This window comes from Shewanella metallivivens (assembly GCF_028750675.1).
GTDB classification, from domain to species: domain Bacteria; phylum Pseudomonadota; class Gammaproteobacteria; order Enterobacterales; family Shewanellaceae; genus Shewanella; species Shewanella metallivivens.
The window spans coordinates 62,625-77,349 of sequence record NZ_JAQQPZ010000008.1; the positions used below are offsets into that span (position 1 = coordinate 62,625).

15 protein-coding genes are annotated in these 14,725 nt (G+C 41.3%); 5 read left to right on the plus strand and 10 right to left on the minus strand.

The annotated features are described in order from the left end of the window. Positions 1–16: 16 nt before the first annotated feature. The 7 genes from pal to PQR79_RS11225 all read right to left on the minus strand — a co-directional run bounded on the left by pal (position 17) and on the right by PQR79_RS11225 (position 6,340). A complete protein-coding gene (gene pal / locus PQR79_RS11195) occupies positions 17–553 on the minus strand; it encodes a peptidoglycan-associated lipoprotein Pal (protein ID WP_238103218.1) in 537 nt (178 codons plus the stop codon). 23 nt (positions 554–576) lie between these two features. After that, complete coding sequence (gene tolB, locus PQR79_RS11200; RefSeq protein ID WP_238103219.1) at positions 577–1,905, minus strand: Tol-Pal system beta propeller repeat protein TolB; 1,329 nt, start codon at positions 1,903–1,905, stop codon at positions 577–579. A 43-nt stretch (positions 1,906–1,948) separates the two neighbouring features. Continuing rightward, positions 1,949–2,929, minus strand: coding sequence for a cell envelope integrity protein TolA (tolA, locus tag PQR79_RS11205; RefSeq protein WP_238103220.1), 981 nt, complete (start codon positions 2,927–2,929; stop codon positions 1,949–1,951). After that, complete coding sequence (gene tolR, locus PQR79_RS11210; RefSeq protein ID WP_238103221.1) at positions 2,930–3,358, minus strand: protein TolR; 429 nt, start codon at positions 3,356–3,358, stop codon at positions 2,930–2,932. After that, positions 3,358–4,047, minus strand: coding sequence for a protein TolQ (tolQ, locus tag PQR79_RS11215; protein WP_238103223.1), 690 nt, complete (start codon positions 4,045–4,047; stop codon positions 3,358–3,360). The genes tolR and tolQ overlap by 1 nt, the downstream gene beginning before the upstream one ends. Beyond that, positions 4,037–4,438, minus strand: coding sequence for a tol-pal system-associated acyl-CoA thioesterase (ybgC, locus tag PQR79_RS11220; RefSeq protein WP_238103349.1), 402 nt, complete (start codon positions 4,436–4,438; stop codon positions 4,037–4,039). Before ybgC ends, tolQ begins: the two co-directional genes overlap by 11 nt. Positions 4,439–5,470: 1,032 nt before the next feature. Then, positions 5,471–6,340 (minus strand): flagellar protein MotY, encoded by an 870-nt coding sequence (locus PQR79_RS11225; protein ID WP_238103350.1) that lies wholly within the window; start codon positions 6,338–6,340, stop codon positions 5,471–5,473. 185 nt (positions 6,341–6,525) lie between these two features. Here PQR79_RS11225 and rnt point away from each other — a divergent pair, with 185 nt between their 5' ends. Beyond that, the gene (gene rnt / locus PQR79_RS11230) at positions 6,526–7,182 is read left to right on the plus strand and encodes a ribonuclease T (protein ID WP_238103224.1); all 657 of its coding nucleotides are present in this window, start codon (positions 6,526–6,528) and stop codon (positions 7,180–7,182) included. 123 nt (positions 7,183–7,305) lie between these two features. On the opposite strand, the gene PQR79_RS11235 is transcribed toward rnt, so the two are convergent. Further along, positions 7,306–7,911, minus strand: coding sequence for a peroxiredoxin (locus PQR79_RS11235; protein WP_137226743.1), 606 nt, complete (start codon positions 7,909–7,911; stop codon positions 7,306–7,308). Positions 7,912–8,343: 432 nt separating this feature from the next. Here PQR79_RS11235 and PQR79_RS11240 point away from each other — a divergent pair, with 432 nt between their 5' ends. After that, positions 8,344–9,666 (plus strand): Na+/H+ antiporter family protein, encoded by a 1,323-nt coding sequence (locus PQR79_RS11240; protein ID WP_238103225.1) that lies wholly within the window; start codon positions 8,344–8,346, stop codon positions 9,664–9,666. An 89-nt stretch (positions 9,667–9,755) separates the two neighbouring features. On the opposite strand, the gene upp is transcribed toward PQR79_RS11240, so the two are convergent. Continuing rightward, entirely contained in the window at positions 9,756–10,382 is a 627-nt protein-coding gene (gene upp, locus PQR79_RS11245; RefSeq protein ID WP_238103226.1) for a uracil phosphoribosyltransferase, read from the minus strand. Between the two features lie 239 nt (positions 10,383–10,621). Between upp and purM the strand changes: the two genes are divergently transcribed. Together purM and purN are read left to right on the plus strand one after the other, a co-directional pair. After that, positions 10,622–11,659 carry a phosphoribosylformylglycinamidine cyclo-ligase gene (gene purM / locus PQR79_RS11250; protein WP_238103227.1) on the plus strand — a complete coding sequence of 346 codons (1,038 nt, stop codon included), beginning with the start codon at positions 10,622–10,624 and terminating at the stop codon, positions 11,657–11,659. Then, positions 11,659–12,303 carry a phosphoribosylglycinamide formyltransferase gene (gene purN, locus PQR79_RS11255; protein ID WP_238103228.1) on the plus strand — a complete coding sequence of 215 codons (645 nt, stop codon included), beginning with the start codon at positions 11,659–11,661 and terminating at the stop codon, positions 12,301–12,303. Before purM ends, purN begins: the two co-directional genes overlap by 1 nt. Before the next feature lie 68 nt (positions 12,304–12,371). Here purN and cysB read toward each other — a convergent pair whose 3' ends face one another. Beyond that, complete coding sequence (cysB, locus tag PQR79_RS11260) at positions 12,372–13,346, minus strand: HTH-type transcriptional regulator CysB (protein WP_238103229.1); 975 nt, start codon at positions 13,344–13,346, stop codon at positions 12,372–12,374. A gap of 547 nt (positions 13,347–13,893) precedes the next feature. Here cysB and PQR79_RS11265 point away from each other — a divergent pair. Further along, positions 13,894–14,673 (plus strand): hypothetical protein, encoded by a 780-nt coding sequence (locus tag PQR79_RS11265; RefSeq protein ID WP_238103230.1) that lies wholly within the window; start codon positions 13,894–13,896, stop codon positions 14,671–14,673. Positions 14,674–14,725 lie beyond the last annotated feature (52 nt).

Below are 14,725 nucleotides of genomic sequence, written 5' to 3' on the forward strand. Positions count from 1 at the left end.
CTTACATTTTTTACACTTAGTAAACTAATACACCACGACGGTTTAAACCGAAGCCAGTGTCTGTACGAGAGTAATCTAATGGTTTTTCTTCACCATAGCTTACGATACTCATTTGGTTAGGTTGTACACCCATACCTTGTAAATACTTAGCAATCGCTTTAGCACGACGTTCGCCTAGTGCGATGTTGTACTCTGGCGTACCACGTTCGTCAGCATGACCTTCAATCAATACGCGAACATTTGGATTTTCGACTAAATAGTTACCGTGTGCTTGAAGGATTTCAGCGTTTTCGCTTTGAACTTCACTGCGGTCAAAATCGAAGTAAATGATGTTTTGACGACGTAGTTCTTGCTCTTTTAAACGCTGCTGTTCAGCCGGGCTTAACACTGCACCAGCACCACCAGTTTCAATACCACTAGTACCATATTCACTACCAGTGCCACTCATAGAACCGTTAGCGTCTGTTTCAGAGTCTGAAGTTGAGCTACAGGCACCCAGTGCCATAAGCGGAACTGCAACCAACATAGCTTTAAACAACTTATTCAGATCCATTTTAAATCCTTATCAATATCTATTTAGAGAAACGGAGACCATGCTGGTGACTTCACCTCGCCCTGGCCGACAGGCAATCTTGCTTTAAATCTGCCATCCATAGAAACAGCAGCTAATACTTGTTTACCTTGATGGGTTGTACCGTAGATAACCATAGTGCCATTAGGGGCAACACTTGGTGACTCATCAAGCTGAGTTGATGAAAGCACCTGCATAAAGCGTGTCGCTAAATCCATTCTAGCAATGTGGAACTTACCATTAGTACGGTTTACAAAAATCATACTACGACCGTCAGGAGTAATTGAACCACCGAGGTTCCATTCCCCTTCAAATGTCATACGAGAGACTTTATTTGTATCTAAACTTACGCGATATAACTGTGGTCTGCCACCACGCTCCGAGGTAAATAACAATGATTTACCGTCAGGAAACCAAGAAGGCTCAGTATCAATTGCGTAATGGTCGGTAATGCGTTGCGAACTTTTAGTCGCAATATCGACCACATAAATTTCCGGCTGACCATCCTTAGACAAGGTGATGGCTAACTTTTTGCCGTCAGGTGAAAACGATGGTGCACCGTTAATCCCATTGAAACTACTCACCATAGTACGCGTTTGGCTATAGATGTCTTGTACAAAAATTTCAGCTTTTCGGTTCTCAAAACTAACATATGCTAAACGACGTCCATCTGGTGACCACGTTGGTGACATTAATGGCTCAGGCGAGCGCAATAACATTTGTTCATTGTAACCGTCATAATCAGCAATCATCAGATGATAAGGTGCTTTTTGGCCTTGTTTAACAACAACATAAGCAATACGAGTTAAAAACGCACCTCTAATACCGGTAAGTTTTTCGTAAACAATATCACTAATGCGGTGACCGTACTGTCTAAATTGATTAGCGCTAATGACCGTTTCACGGCTTTCAAGTAGTAACTCACTGTTGTTAACAGGGCCTTTACTCATCACGTTTTGCGCTCTTACTAAATCAATCAGTTCAAAGCTTACCAAATACTGATCTGTGCCATATGGCTTAACAGACCCCACTACAACCGCTTCCGCTTCTACGTTGGCCCAGTTTTGCGCAGCAAAACCATTAACCGATGACAAGGTTGTTTGTGGTAATGCTCTTACGTCTAATGACTTAAAAGTACCACTGCGAGCAAGATCAGATGTTACGACATCAGAGATAGATGCAGGAGCAGGACCTTGTCCTTGCCAAACAAAGGGCACTACAGCAATAGGTCTTGCAGCATCCACACCTTCGGTAATCACAATATCTAACGCTGCGCGAGCAGGTGTCGTTAACACAACAAGTAACAGTGTTAACCATTTAGCCAAATTCTTCATGCGACTCCTTTTACTCAATTCCATCACTTATTTACGTTTGATATTAATTAAATTCCGGTGAAACCGTTAAATTTATTTCTTTTAATTGTTGATAAACAGCTGGTTCTGGCGAAACAGGTAAACGCCCAGCTTTGTTTATCGCCACTTTTGCCGCGCGGCAAACAACCTGGTCACCTTCGAGAGTTTGTGCAGTGGTCACAAACCCATCTGATGCTAAGCGAATAAAGACGCGACAACTTTTACCACGCATTGATTCATCAACCACTAAGTTACGTTGGATCGTGGCTATTATCATTGCTTTATATTTATCAACTTCAGACAGCACTTGTTTGTTGCGTGTTTTAGAAAGTGAATCTTGCTCTGCTGCCATTGCTTCAGCCATTTCACGCTCTTGACGTGCTTTAGTTTCAGCGGCTTGACGTTTTTTCTCAGCTTCTTCACGCAGTTTACGTTCGGCTTCCTCTTTACGTTTACGCTCATCTTCAGCACGTTGGCGCTCTTCTTGTGCTTTTTTAGCCGCAGCTTCTTCTTGCTTACGCTTTTCAGCTGCTTGCTTCGCTGCTTCTTCAGATGCTTTTTGTTCTTGCTCTTTTTGCTTACGAACTTCTTCAGCTTTTAAAGCACGTTCTTTCTCTTGTTGCTGCTTAATCTTGGCGGCTTTTGCGGCATCATTCGCTTTTTGAGTTTCAGCTTCTTTCTGTTTGCGCTGGATCTCTAATGTTTTGATCTTCTCTTGCTCACGCTCACGTTCACGCTTTGCTTCTAAGGCTTTGCGTTCGAGTTCTGCCTGACGGTTTTTTTCTTGTTGCAGCGCATCTTGCTTTTGCTTCTTTAATTGCTCAACGCGTTCATTCACTTTCTGTTGATCAATCACAATAGCTTGAACGGCAGGTGCACTCGCTGCCGTTTGCATTTGTTTGGGCTTATCATCAAAACTAATGCCTAAGGCAAGAATGACAATAACACCAATATGTATACCTGCAGAAATAGAAACAGGTACGGTTAAATCTGATTTTCCAGCCACCTATTTCTCCTTCGGTGAATCGGTCATAAGTCCAACAGCGGGTACACCAGCACTTTGCAGACTTATCATTAATTGGATCACACTTTCATATGGAATAGAACGATCCGCTTTTACCACCACAGGTCTCAGCGGCTCAAGCGCAATAAGTGCACCAACTTCGGTAGACACCTGCTCTAAATCCATCGCGGCAGAGTTTGAGCTACTGCCCACATTTAAAAAGTACTCACCGGCTGCGTCAATAGAGGCAACAATGGGTGGCTTACTGTCTGGAGGCAGGGTTTCTGCATTGCCTTGCGGTAACTCCACTTTGACACCTTGCGATACGATTGGCGCTGTAACCATAAAAATAATTAACAACACTAACATCACGTCGATATAAGGCACCACGTTGATTTCTGCAACCGGACGACGACGTTTACGCTGATACATTAAACAGCTTCCTTCTCGCTATACGCTTGACGTTGCAATATGTTTGAGAATTCTTCCATAAAGTTGGCATATGAACCCTCAAGCTTTTCAACTTGAGTCGAGAATCTGTTGTAACCAATGACGGCAGGAATTGCCGCAAATAACCCCATTGCCGTTGCAATCAGAGCCTCTGCGATACCTGGAGCAACCATTGCTAATGTGGCATTTTCAACGGCACCTAATGCGATAAACGAATTCATAATCCCCCATACCGTCCCAAATAAACCAATATATGGACTAGTCGAACCAATGGTGGCCAATAAAGGTAAATGATGTTCTAATTTTTCCATCTCACGCGACAAACTCACACGCATAGCACGCGAAGTACCGTCCATCACCGCTTCTGGTGATTTACTGTTTACTTTACTCAAACGGGTATATTCTTTAAACCCAGCAACAAACATTGCTTCTAAGCCTGATATTGTATTACCACGGGCAATAAGCTCTTTATAAAGACGGTTTAAATCAACACCAGACCAAAAGGTATCTTCAAAGCGCAATGCCTTGACTCTTGCTGAACTGAGCAATTTGTTACGTTGAAGAATCACCGCCCAAGAGGCAATCGATAATGCCAACAAGGTCAACATGACCAATTTTACCAACACACTGGCTTCTAAAAACAAGCCAATAAATGAAATTTCAGCGTGCACTGTCAAACTCCTGAACAATATTTAGGGGAATTGCGCGGGGACGCATTCGTGACAAAGATATACACGCGACAACGACTGTCGCTTCACAATAGCAATCACCTTGATGATCAACTAAGCGTTGGTGAAACACCAAAGACGCTTTTTTTAATTCTACGACTTTGGATTCAACCAATAAGTCTTGCTCAAATTTTGCTGCTTTACGAAAATCGATATCAGCATGTTTAACGACAAAAGCAATATCTTTCGCCAGCAATTGCGCTTGGCGAACACCCATCGCTTTTAACCATTGTGTCCGTGCCCTTTCAAAAAAGTTCAAGTAGTTTGAATGGTACACAACACCACCGGCATCGGTATCTTCATAGTAAATTGATATGGGCCAAACAAACATAATCAGAACACGAATTCTTAACAGACAAAAGTTGGCTTACTATACCGAGTAGCAGCACGCTTGTGAATAATGCCTAAGGGGAAAAAAGGACTTTATTTTGCTCAAAATGAGCTAAAACACACGAAAAACCTCAGGAACTGTAATAGATGAAGCTTTATTAATGTATTTACCCAAATCATTAACAAAAGTTTACACAAAAAAGTACGATTAAACCTCATGTTACACCCAATGACTCAGTTACGATATTTAGGTGTTGTTACCATTGTTATCATCAGTTTTTAGAGGCTAAGCTGAGGTGTTTTAAAACAATGCATTGGGCTGAACAATAGGCAATATTCTCTTGCATTCTTCATTTCCTTTATCGTGTTATGACGATAAACCTCGGCTAATCGTATCGCGACACTTCCCCCCTTAACAATCGATATACCAACCTTAATAACAGCTAAAATATATCAGTGAGGAATTAACCAATGTTATTCTCCATTTTTTATAAGGCAATACAGCAAACATATCGGCTTTTAGCATGTATTCTACATAAAATACTGAATCGACAAATCGCTCAACCATCAATTGTTAAATATTATCGCTAACCCCAATTTATTAATCCGAATAATTATGCACAAGATATGTATAAGAATCTAACAAACCACTATACCAGGCGATTAAGCATGATTCACTAAAATACCACTCCATCAAATTCATTAGTTTTACTAATGCTAAAGCGTAATTTTTCTAGTTTGTTGAATCTCTTTTTTCATTCTAATATAGCCTTGTTTTCAGGACACATCCGATTCAGATGTTGAAAACCAAGAACACCAAACTGATGTAACCCAATACCTCAGTTTACCCTGGTTCTTATGCTTGACTTCCTTCCTTAAATTTGTTGATTGCAAATTATTCAGCCCACTTGGATTAAGTGGGTTTTTTTTGTCTTTTTTTTACCGATTAATTTTTAATAACTTGGACAAGAGGCAAAATAAAACCCAAACAGAGGCGGTTTGGGTTTATGTATATCGCTTAGGGTTTTAAATATGGTTATATCGGTTTGGTTATCTTAATCACTACACGGCGGTTTATTTGGCGCTCCTGCTCTAGATCATTGGCAGCTACATGACGTTTCTCACCGTGACCTTCTGTATGAATACGGTCTTGAGGAATACCACTCGCAATAAGAATGTCTTTAACAGAATCTGCACGCTTGTCAGACACCCTTTGGTTTACCGAACGGCCACCATAACTGTCGGTATAAGCATCAATCAAAACCAATTCAACTTCAGGGTCGAATGATAAGTAACGTTGTACTTTTTGTAATTGCATTTTTGAAAAACGAGTTAACTCTAGACCACCCTCTTGGTAATTTAATACGGTAAACGCAATATCATCAAAACTGTAGGGTAATAAGTTTGCTAAACAAGAACGAAACTCACGATATTTGCCTCCAAAGTTGGCCGATGACAAGCCCACCGCAATTTTAGAATCAGGGTTATACCAATCGGCATAATAAAATGTTGGTTCCATACCTTGGCTTAACTCTGTCAGCATTGACCACGCCGCCTTTTTAGGCACTTCGCCATTAAATTGCTTTTGGTAAGCTAATTGAGTGATCTCTTTAGAATTATGCCCAGGTCGCCAACTAGGCGCTCGGCTGATTAGCGTTGCATTGGTCACCGAGTCTGGTTTTAACCACATGTCTAAAGTAAATTGTAAGTTGAGCTCTTTACCAGCAATACTGGTAAAGATGGCGCGGCCGTAATCAGGAATGTCGTGCTCTAAACGACATTCGATTGGATTGTTCTCACCGACACGCCATGCTGAGTTTTCAAGAGACGCAACATAATGTCTCAAATCGGCATGAGCCGTTGAGCAAAGACACAAACTTGTGATAACCATCAGTTTTCGCCACATAAAAACACCCTTTATACCGATTACATAGTAACTATCGGCCTGTTTAGGGGTTTCTTTAGCAAACATTCATGTTTAATCGCCGATAAAAAACACAATCAAACATGACAGTGCGCGTCAGTTTGCGCATAATACTCGGCTTATATCATTTGCTCTGAAAATGGTATCAATTGAGGATAAAGACTGTAATGACTGATATTTGCGACGCTAACAAGTTTAAACACCGCTTTCGTGGTTACTTCCCTGTAGTGATTGATGTTGAAACCGCGGGCTTTAATGCCAAAACCGATGCGTTGCTTGAAATTGCCGTCACAATGTTAAAAATGAACAGTGATGGAGTCATTGAACTCGACAAAACCTTACATTTTCATATTGAACCTTTTGACGGTGCTAACCTAGAGCCCGAAGCTTTAGCGTTCAATGGCATTGATCCCACGAACCCGCTTCGGGGGGCCGTTGATGAGAAAGTCGCTTTTTTAGAGATATTTAAAGAAGTCAAAAAAGCACAAAAAGCCGCTGATTGCCATCGTTGCATTATTGTGGCTCACAACGCTGCATTTGATTTGGGTTTTGTAAATCAAGCAATTGAACGTAATAATTTAAAACGCTCACCGTTTCATCCATTTGCAAGCTTTGATACTGCAACATTAGCAGGACTGGCCATAGGCCATACCGTACTGGCTAAAGCCTGTAAGATGGCAGGGATTGATTTTGATAGTAAAGAAGCCCACTCCGCGCTATATGACACTGAACGTACTGCAGAGTTATTTTGTCATATTGTTAACCGTTGGAAAGCGCTTGGTGGCTGGCCCCTTGTCAATGCTGAAGATGCCGATACAGAGTAACCACACCAACCTATTTTAATAATCTGCCAGTATTTATATACGTTTTCTGATGAACAACGTAGAAATACACGCCTAATAAAAAAGCTGCCGAAGCAGCTTTTTTATTAGTTCAAACTCTTAGCATTAAAGCTTTGCAGAGTTATCTTTTAAATATGCAGCCACACCTTCTGTGCTAGCAGTCATACCTTTTTCGCCTTTTGACCAGCCCGCTGGGCAAACTTCACCATGTTCTTCATGGAATTGAAGTGCGTCGATCATACGGATCATTTCATCAACATTACGGCCTAATGGTAAATCGTTAACCACTTGGTGACGTACTTGGCCTTCTTTATCTACTAAGAAAGAACCACGGAAAGCAACACCCGCTTCTGGATGCTCAACATCATATGCTTTACAAATCTCGTGCTTAACGTCAGCAACTAGGGTGTACTTAACTTGGCCAATACCACCTTTATCTACTGGGGTGTTACGCCATGCGTTATGAGTAAACTGTGAGTCAATAGAAACACCAATAACTTCTACGCCACGCTTAGTGAACTCTTCCATGCGGTGATCAAAAGCAATAAGCTCTGATGGACACACAAAAGTAAAATCAAGTGGATAGAAGAAAATAACCGCTGGCTTACCTTTAATTGCGGTAGCTAGGTTAAATGTGTCAACAATTTCACCAGAACCAAGAACGGCTGCGGCTGTAAAATCTGGGGCTGGACGGCCTACTAATACGCTCATTATCAATCTCCATTTAATGGCTTTTTACATGCTACAAAGGCACAAAAATTCTTTCATAGTCATCCATTACTCGAACATTCATACCTTTGGTACTTATTCAGTCATATACCATACAGTTAATTTCACAGACTTATAAGCTATTTCATCTGAAAATAGTTTACCTGCTGAAAAATGAAACATGCAGAGTCACTAATGTAATAGTGCCGTGTGACAAAATCATTATCAAGCGCTTTAAATTAAACCGCCCCCTATTAATGCGACAGTTTACTGATTACGCCCAATACTCATCATTGATTGCTGACTCATTTGTATTAAAAACATTCAGTCATTCCTTTAAAACCTGCACCAATGATTAAAAATTTCATCTGCGCTGGACAAATACGATCTAGCAGTCAAAAATAGCCGTCTCATTTACTTTAAAGAATTACGATTATGAATGCGGTTGTTATCGCGGTTTGCTTAATGCTTTTTTTAAGCTTTATTCGCATTAATGTGGTGGTGGCATTAACCATCAGTGCGGTTGTTGCGGGTTTAGTCGGTGGATTAGATATCCATCAAACCATTACAGCTTTTAATGATGGTTTAGGGGGGGGAGCTCAAATTGCGTTAAGTTACGCATTATTAGGCGCCTTTGCTGCCGCGCTATCACACTCAGGTTTAACGACGTTAATTTCTCATTCTATTATTAAAAAACTGGGTAAAGAGCCTAATAACAACAATACCCAAATGGTACGCTGGTTATTATTAGTGGCAATTTTAGCGATGGCCGTATCTTCGCAAAATATTTTACCGATCCATATCGCCTTTATACCTATCCTTATTCCACCGTTACTGCACGTTATGTCTAAACTTAATATCGACCGTCGTCTGATTGCGTGTATTTTAACCTTCGGTTTGGTCACTACTTACATGATTTTACCGATAGGTTTTGGTGGCATTTTCTTAAACGATATTTTGTTGGCAAACTTAAATACTAATGGTTTAGATGCGGTCAACGCACAGATCCCTCAAGCCATGTTGCTACCAGCTTTAGGCATGGTGTGTGGTTTATTAATGGCCATATTTATTAGCTACCGTAAACCAAGAAAGTACATGATTGAGCAACCGGTGGAGAGTGACACAGAAACGCCGGTTATAAAGCGCAAAAGTATCATCATTTCAATATCAGCCATTATTGTTACTTTGGTTGTCCAACTGCAAACCGACTCAATGATTTTTGGTGCCTTAAGCGGATTTATCATCTTTCGTTTTTCAGGCATTATTAAGCAAGACATCAGTAAAGACTTGTTCAATCAAGGCGTTCATATGATGGCTAGCATTGGCTTTATTATGATTGCAGCTGCAGGTTTTGCTGCCGTAGTTAAATCAACCGGTGAAGTCAGCACCCTGGTAACATCATTAGGAGACATTATTGGCGACAACAAAGCGTTAGCTGCACTGCTAATGTTGATTGTGGGTTTACTGATCACTATGGGCATTGGTTCTTCGTTTTCAACCATTCCGATTATTGCCACCATTTATGTACCATTAGCACTGAACTTTGGGTTTTCTGTTGCTGCGACAATTGCTTTAGTTGGAACGGCTGCAGCACTGGGTGACGCAGGATCGCCAGCATCAGACTCGACCTTAGGGCCGACTGCGGGTCTTAATGCCGATGGCCAACATGATCATATTCGCGACAGTGTTATCCCAACATTTGTGCATTACAACATTCCGTTGCTCGTATTTGGTTGGATAGCTGCAATGGTGCTGTAAATACAATGATCTTGTAACTCAAAAGTAAAAAAGAACACATAAAAAATGGGAGCCAACTGGCTCCCATATTTTGTGTGTCAATACTGGAATTATTTAGTACCAAAAATCTTGTCACCTGCATCACCTAAACCAGGCAAAATATAACCTTGTTCATTCAGGCATTGATCGATTGCTGCAGTGTAAAGCTCAATATCAGGATGTGCTTCTTCTAACGCTTTTATCCCTTCTGGTGCAGCGACAAGCACTAAGGCTTTAATTGAAGTACAACCCCGTTTTTTCAGCAAATCGATGGTCGCAATCATCGAGCCGCCTGTGGCCAGCATTGGGTCAACTACTAACGCAATACGCTCTTCTACATTACTGACGATTTTTTCAAAATAAGGTACAGGTTGTAGCGTTTCTTCGTCACGGTAAATACCTACAACAGAAATACGTGCACTAGGAATATGCTCTAATACACCGTCCATCATGCCTAGACCCGCACGTAAAATGGGCACGACAGTGACTTTTTTACCTTTTAATTGCTCAATACTGACTGGACCATTCCATCCATCGATAGTGACGGTTTCAGTTTCAAAATCAGCTGTTGCTTCATAGGTTAATAAACTGCCCACTTCTGTGGCCAATTCACGAAATCGTTTGGTACTGATATCCGCTTCACGCATCAAACCGACTTTATGACGAACCAGTGGATGCTTAACTTCAACGACTTTCATTTCTTTCTCCTAGATTTCCGACTTTTCAGGCAAATTTGACAAATGTTAGTCGATTTATCCCATCTATAAAACATAAAGTTTCAAAATTGCAGTAAATCGTGAGCTAAACCAATAAAAAATCGACAATTCATCGTTTTCTTTTGAGGATAAAGTAAAAACATGGCTTTCGACTAATGAGACAAACTGGTAGAATACTGCCGCATAAAATTCCTAAAACGATGTACCCTAGAGGATCCTCCGTGAGCACTCCTACCCCCCTAAGTTACAAAGACGCCGGCGTTGATATCGATGCAGGTAATGCGTTAGTAAACAACATTAAATCTGCGGTAAAACGCACACGCCGTCCAGAAGTTATGGGCAATTTAGGCGGTTTTGGCGCACTCTGCGAATTACCGACTAAATACAAACACCCTGTACTCGTTTCTGGTACTGATGGTGTTGGTACTAAGTTACGTTTAGCCATTGATTACAAAAAGCACGACACTGTTGGTGTCGATTTAGTTGCTATGTGCGTTAATGACCTTATCGTATCTGGTGCAGAACCATTGTTCTTCCTTGACTACTACGCCACCGGAAAACTTGACGTTGAAACGGCAACCTCTGTGGTTAATGGTATCGCTGAAGGTTGTTTCCAGTCTGGCTGTGCCTTAATTGGTGGCGAAACCGCTGAAATGCCAGGCATGTATGAAGGCGAAGATTACGATCTTGCAGGCTTCTGTGTCGGTGTAGTTGAAAAAGAAGACATCATTGACGGTACCAAAGTTAATGCTGGTGATGCCTTAATTGCATTAGGCTCAAGTGGTCCTCACTCAAACGGTTACTCGTTAATTCGTAAAGTGTTAGAAGTCAGCCAAGCTGATCCTAAACAAGATCTTGCCGGTAAGCCATTAATTGACCATTTACTCGAACCAACAAAAATTTATGTTAAACCGTTATTGAAACTGATTGAACAATCAGAAATACATGCAATGGCTCACATCACTGGTGGTGGTTTTTGGGAAAACATCCCTCGCGTTTTACCTGAAAATTGCAAAGCCGTCGTCAAAGGTGATTCTTGGCAGTGGCCTGTGGTATTTGATTGGTTAATGCAAAACGGTAACATCGCTCAACACGAAATGTACCTCACCTTTAACTGTGGTGTTGGTATGGTTATCGCGCTCCCTGCTGACAAAGTTGATGCGGCTTTAGCACTGCTAAAAGCCGAAGGTGAAAACGCATGGTTAATTGGTGAAATTGCAACTCGTCAAGATGACGAAGAGCAAGTGGAGATCATCTAATGAGCCCAAGCTGTCGTGTTGTTGTACTGATTTCTGGCAGTGGCAGTAATCTTCAGGCCATCATTGATGGTTGCGATGATAATTTACATGCCGAAGTTGTTGGAGTCATTAGCAACAAACCAGATGCTTATGGTTTAATCCGCGCTCACCATAGCGAAATTGATACCAGTTGCGTTATCGCTTACAAAAATGAGTCTCGCAGTGAATACGATGCTCGATTGTTGGCAGCAATAAACAAATACCAGCCAGATTTAATTGTACTCGCTGGGTTTATGCGCATTTTGACTGATGAGTTTGTTAGCCGCTTTTTAGGCAAGATGATCAATATCCACCCATCATTATTACCTAAATATACTGGGTTAAATACCCATCAGCGTGCCATTGATGCTGGTGATAGCGAACACGGTGCCAGTGTGCATTTTGTGATCCCAGAACTCGACTCTGGCCCTGTGATTTTACAGGCTAAAGTCCCTGTTTACCCTGGTGAAGATGCTTCAGTATTAGCTGAACGTGTACACGAGCAAGAACACGCTATCTACCCACTCGTGGTAAAGTGGTTCAGCTTAGGTAGATTAACAATGTCGAATGGCAACGCGTTTTTAGATGGCGAGTTAATTGGTCCCTCAGGCTTTGCACCTGATTAGCGTTGATTAACCTGCACGGCTAAGACATAAAAAACCTCGCCACGGCGAGGTTTTTTATTAGGTCAGGATTAACGTACAGGTAAACTCATATCGGCGAACATCTCATCAATTAACTGTTGATCACGCAATGCGACCGCCTTTTCTACCACATCACGGGTTAAATGAGGTGCAAAATGCAACATAAAGTCATACATATAACCCCGCAAAAAACTGCCACGCCTAAAGCCAATCTTAGTCGTACTGTGGGCAAATAAATGACTGGCATCAATGGTAACTAAATCGGTATCTACGGCAGGATCGATCGCCATTGAAGCTATCACCCCAACCCCGAGTCCAAGTCTAACATAGGTTTTAAGCACATCTGCGCTGGTAGCACTAAACACCACTCGAGGATCGAGGTTCGCACGATTAAATGATTTTTCAATTTCAGAAGCTTTGTCAAAACCAAATACATACGTGACTAGTGGATACTCAGCTAAGTCTTCTATGCTAATCGTTGTTCTACTTGCGAGCGGATGCTCACGGGTTACAACAATTGAGCGATTCCAGTGATAACAAGGCAACATAATCAAATCGGTATACAGGTGCATGGCTTCTGTCGCAATTGCAAAGTCGGCATCACCTCTTGCTGCTTGTTCGCTGATCTGCGATGGCGTACCTTGATGCATATGTAAGTTTACTTTGGGGTAACGTTTAATAAATTCACGTATGATTTGCGGCAATGCATAACGCGCCTGCGTATCTGTAGTCGCAATATTCAACTCGCCTTGATTTGGCTTGGTGTATTCTTCAGATACTTTTTTAATGCTATCGACTTTGCTTAGTATATCATTTGCAATATCAATAACTTGCTGTCCAGCAGGTGTGACATGGGTCAAATGTTTACCGCTTCGACCAAATATCTGGATCCCAAGTTCATCTTCCAGCATACGCACTTGCTTACTAATACCAGGTTGTGAGGTATAAAGGTTTTCAGCGGTCGTAGATACATTAAGATTATGTTTGACGACTTCTGCAATATATCTTAGCTGCTGCAGCTTCATGATTTTATCCTTGATTGACCGTTAGTTATTCACGCAATATCTGAATAACGACGCTATCGCTCGGAGTTCATCAAAGTAGAACTATCGCTCAACTATGACGAAAAATTATATTTAACAAGAAATATAATATAAAAAGTAATAACGAGCAAGTAAAAAGCCCCGCAAAAATGCGATAGCGATATTAGACAAAAGGTTTAATTGATCTGTTTAATGATTTATCACCAAAACGACTTATTATTCAACGACAGCCGCAATAACATACGCTAAGATATAAAGTACTTTTGAGCCAACTATTTTGGCTGCTTTTCCCTTGCTAAATGTTAGGGCAAATTGTTCTTTTAAGGTTGTTTTTGCAGCAGTTGTTGACCATGACTAACATATATAACTGCAAGGCAGAGACTTTGAGGTGTATTTATTCTACATAAAGTCGATAACGCAGTAAAAATAGTCAACAAACGCCGCCCGAAGAGGTCGGCTAAAAACGTTTTTAACTCGAACAAAACTCAATCAGTAAAGATCAACAAGCCCTAGATAAAATGGAACCTTTATGTCCTTAATTGTAGTATTAATTCTTATTGGTGCACTGCTATTACTCATCATTGGTTTTAGTATTGTCCAACAACAAAAAGAGCGTGCAGAAGCTGAGCGCCGCATTGAAGTCGCTCGTCAACGTGCCATTATTGACGAAACTGACGCTGTACTGTCTAACACGGGAATGGCACCTTGCTCCAGCCACATCATGCTAGTGCTTTACCGCCGAATTCAAGACGCACTAGAACAATCACTAAACCATGCAAGTGGCCAATTAAAATCAGACTATGAACGTCGTCTGGGCGATATTAAAGCGCAAATTACTACAGTATCAAACTCGCCAAGCCAAGTCCCTGCAGTTGAAAATTTTCGCCTACCAGATAATGACAGACAAATTCTTGAGTTGGTCAAAACCCTTAAAAAGCTCAAAGCGATATTGCGCGCGGAACATAATAAAGGAAAAGTTGACCCTACTGTTTTTGCTGAAGAAGAAATGCGCATCGACAACTTGCAATTACGAATTAACGTTGAGTCGATGATAAGCCGTGCTCGTGCAGCGAGTTTTATGAAGCAATATGGTTCGAGTAAACAAATGGTTACCAAAGCATTAAATACCTTACACACCATTAAAGCACAAACGCCAAATGACCCATTTATTGCGCGTAAGGTCGATGAAGCCAAACAATTGCTCGATGAAATTATGGGGGCGCAACGTCGTACAGAGCCAAGTACACCAGCACCGAAAAAAGAAGGTGATGACATCGACATGCTGTTTCAACCTAAAAAGAAATGGTAGTACTGCTCGCTTAATCTGTTGATCACAAAGAGCCTCGTTAAGAGGCTTTTTT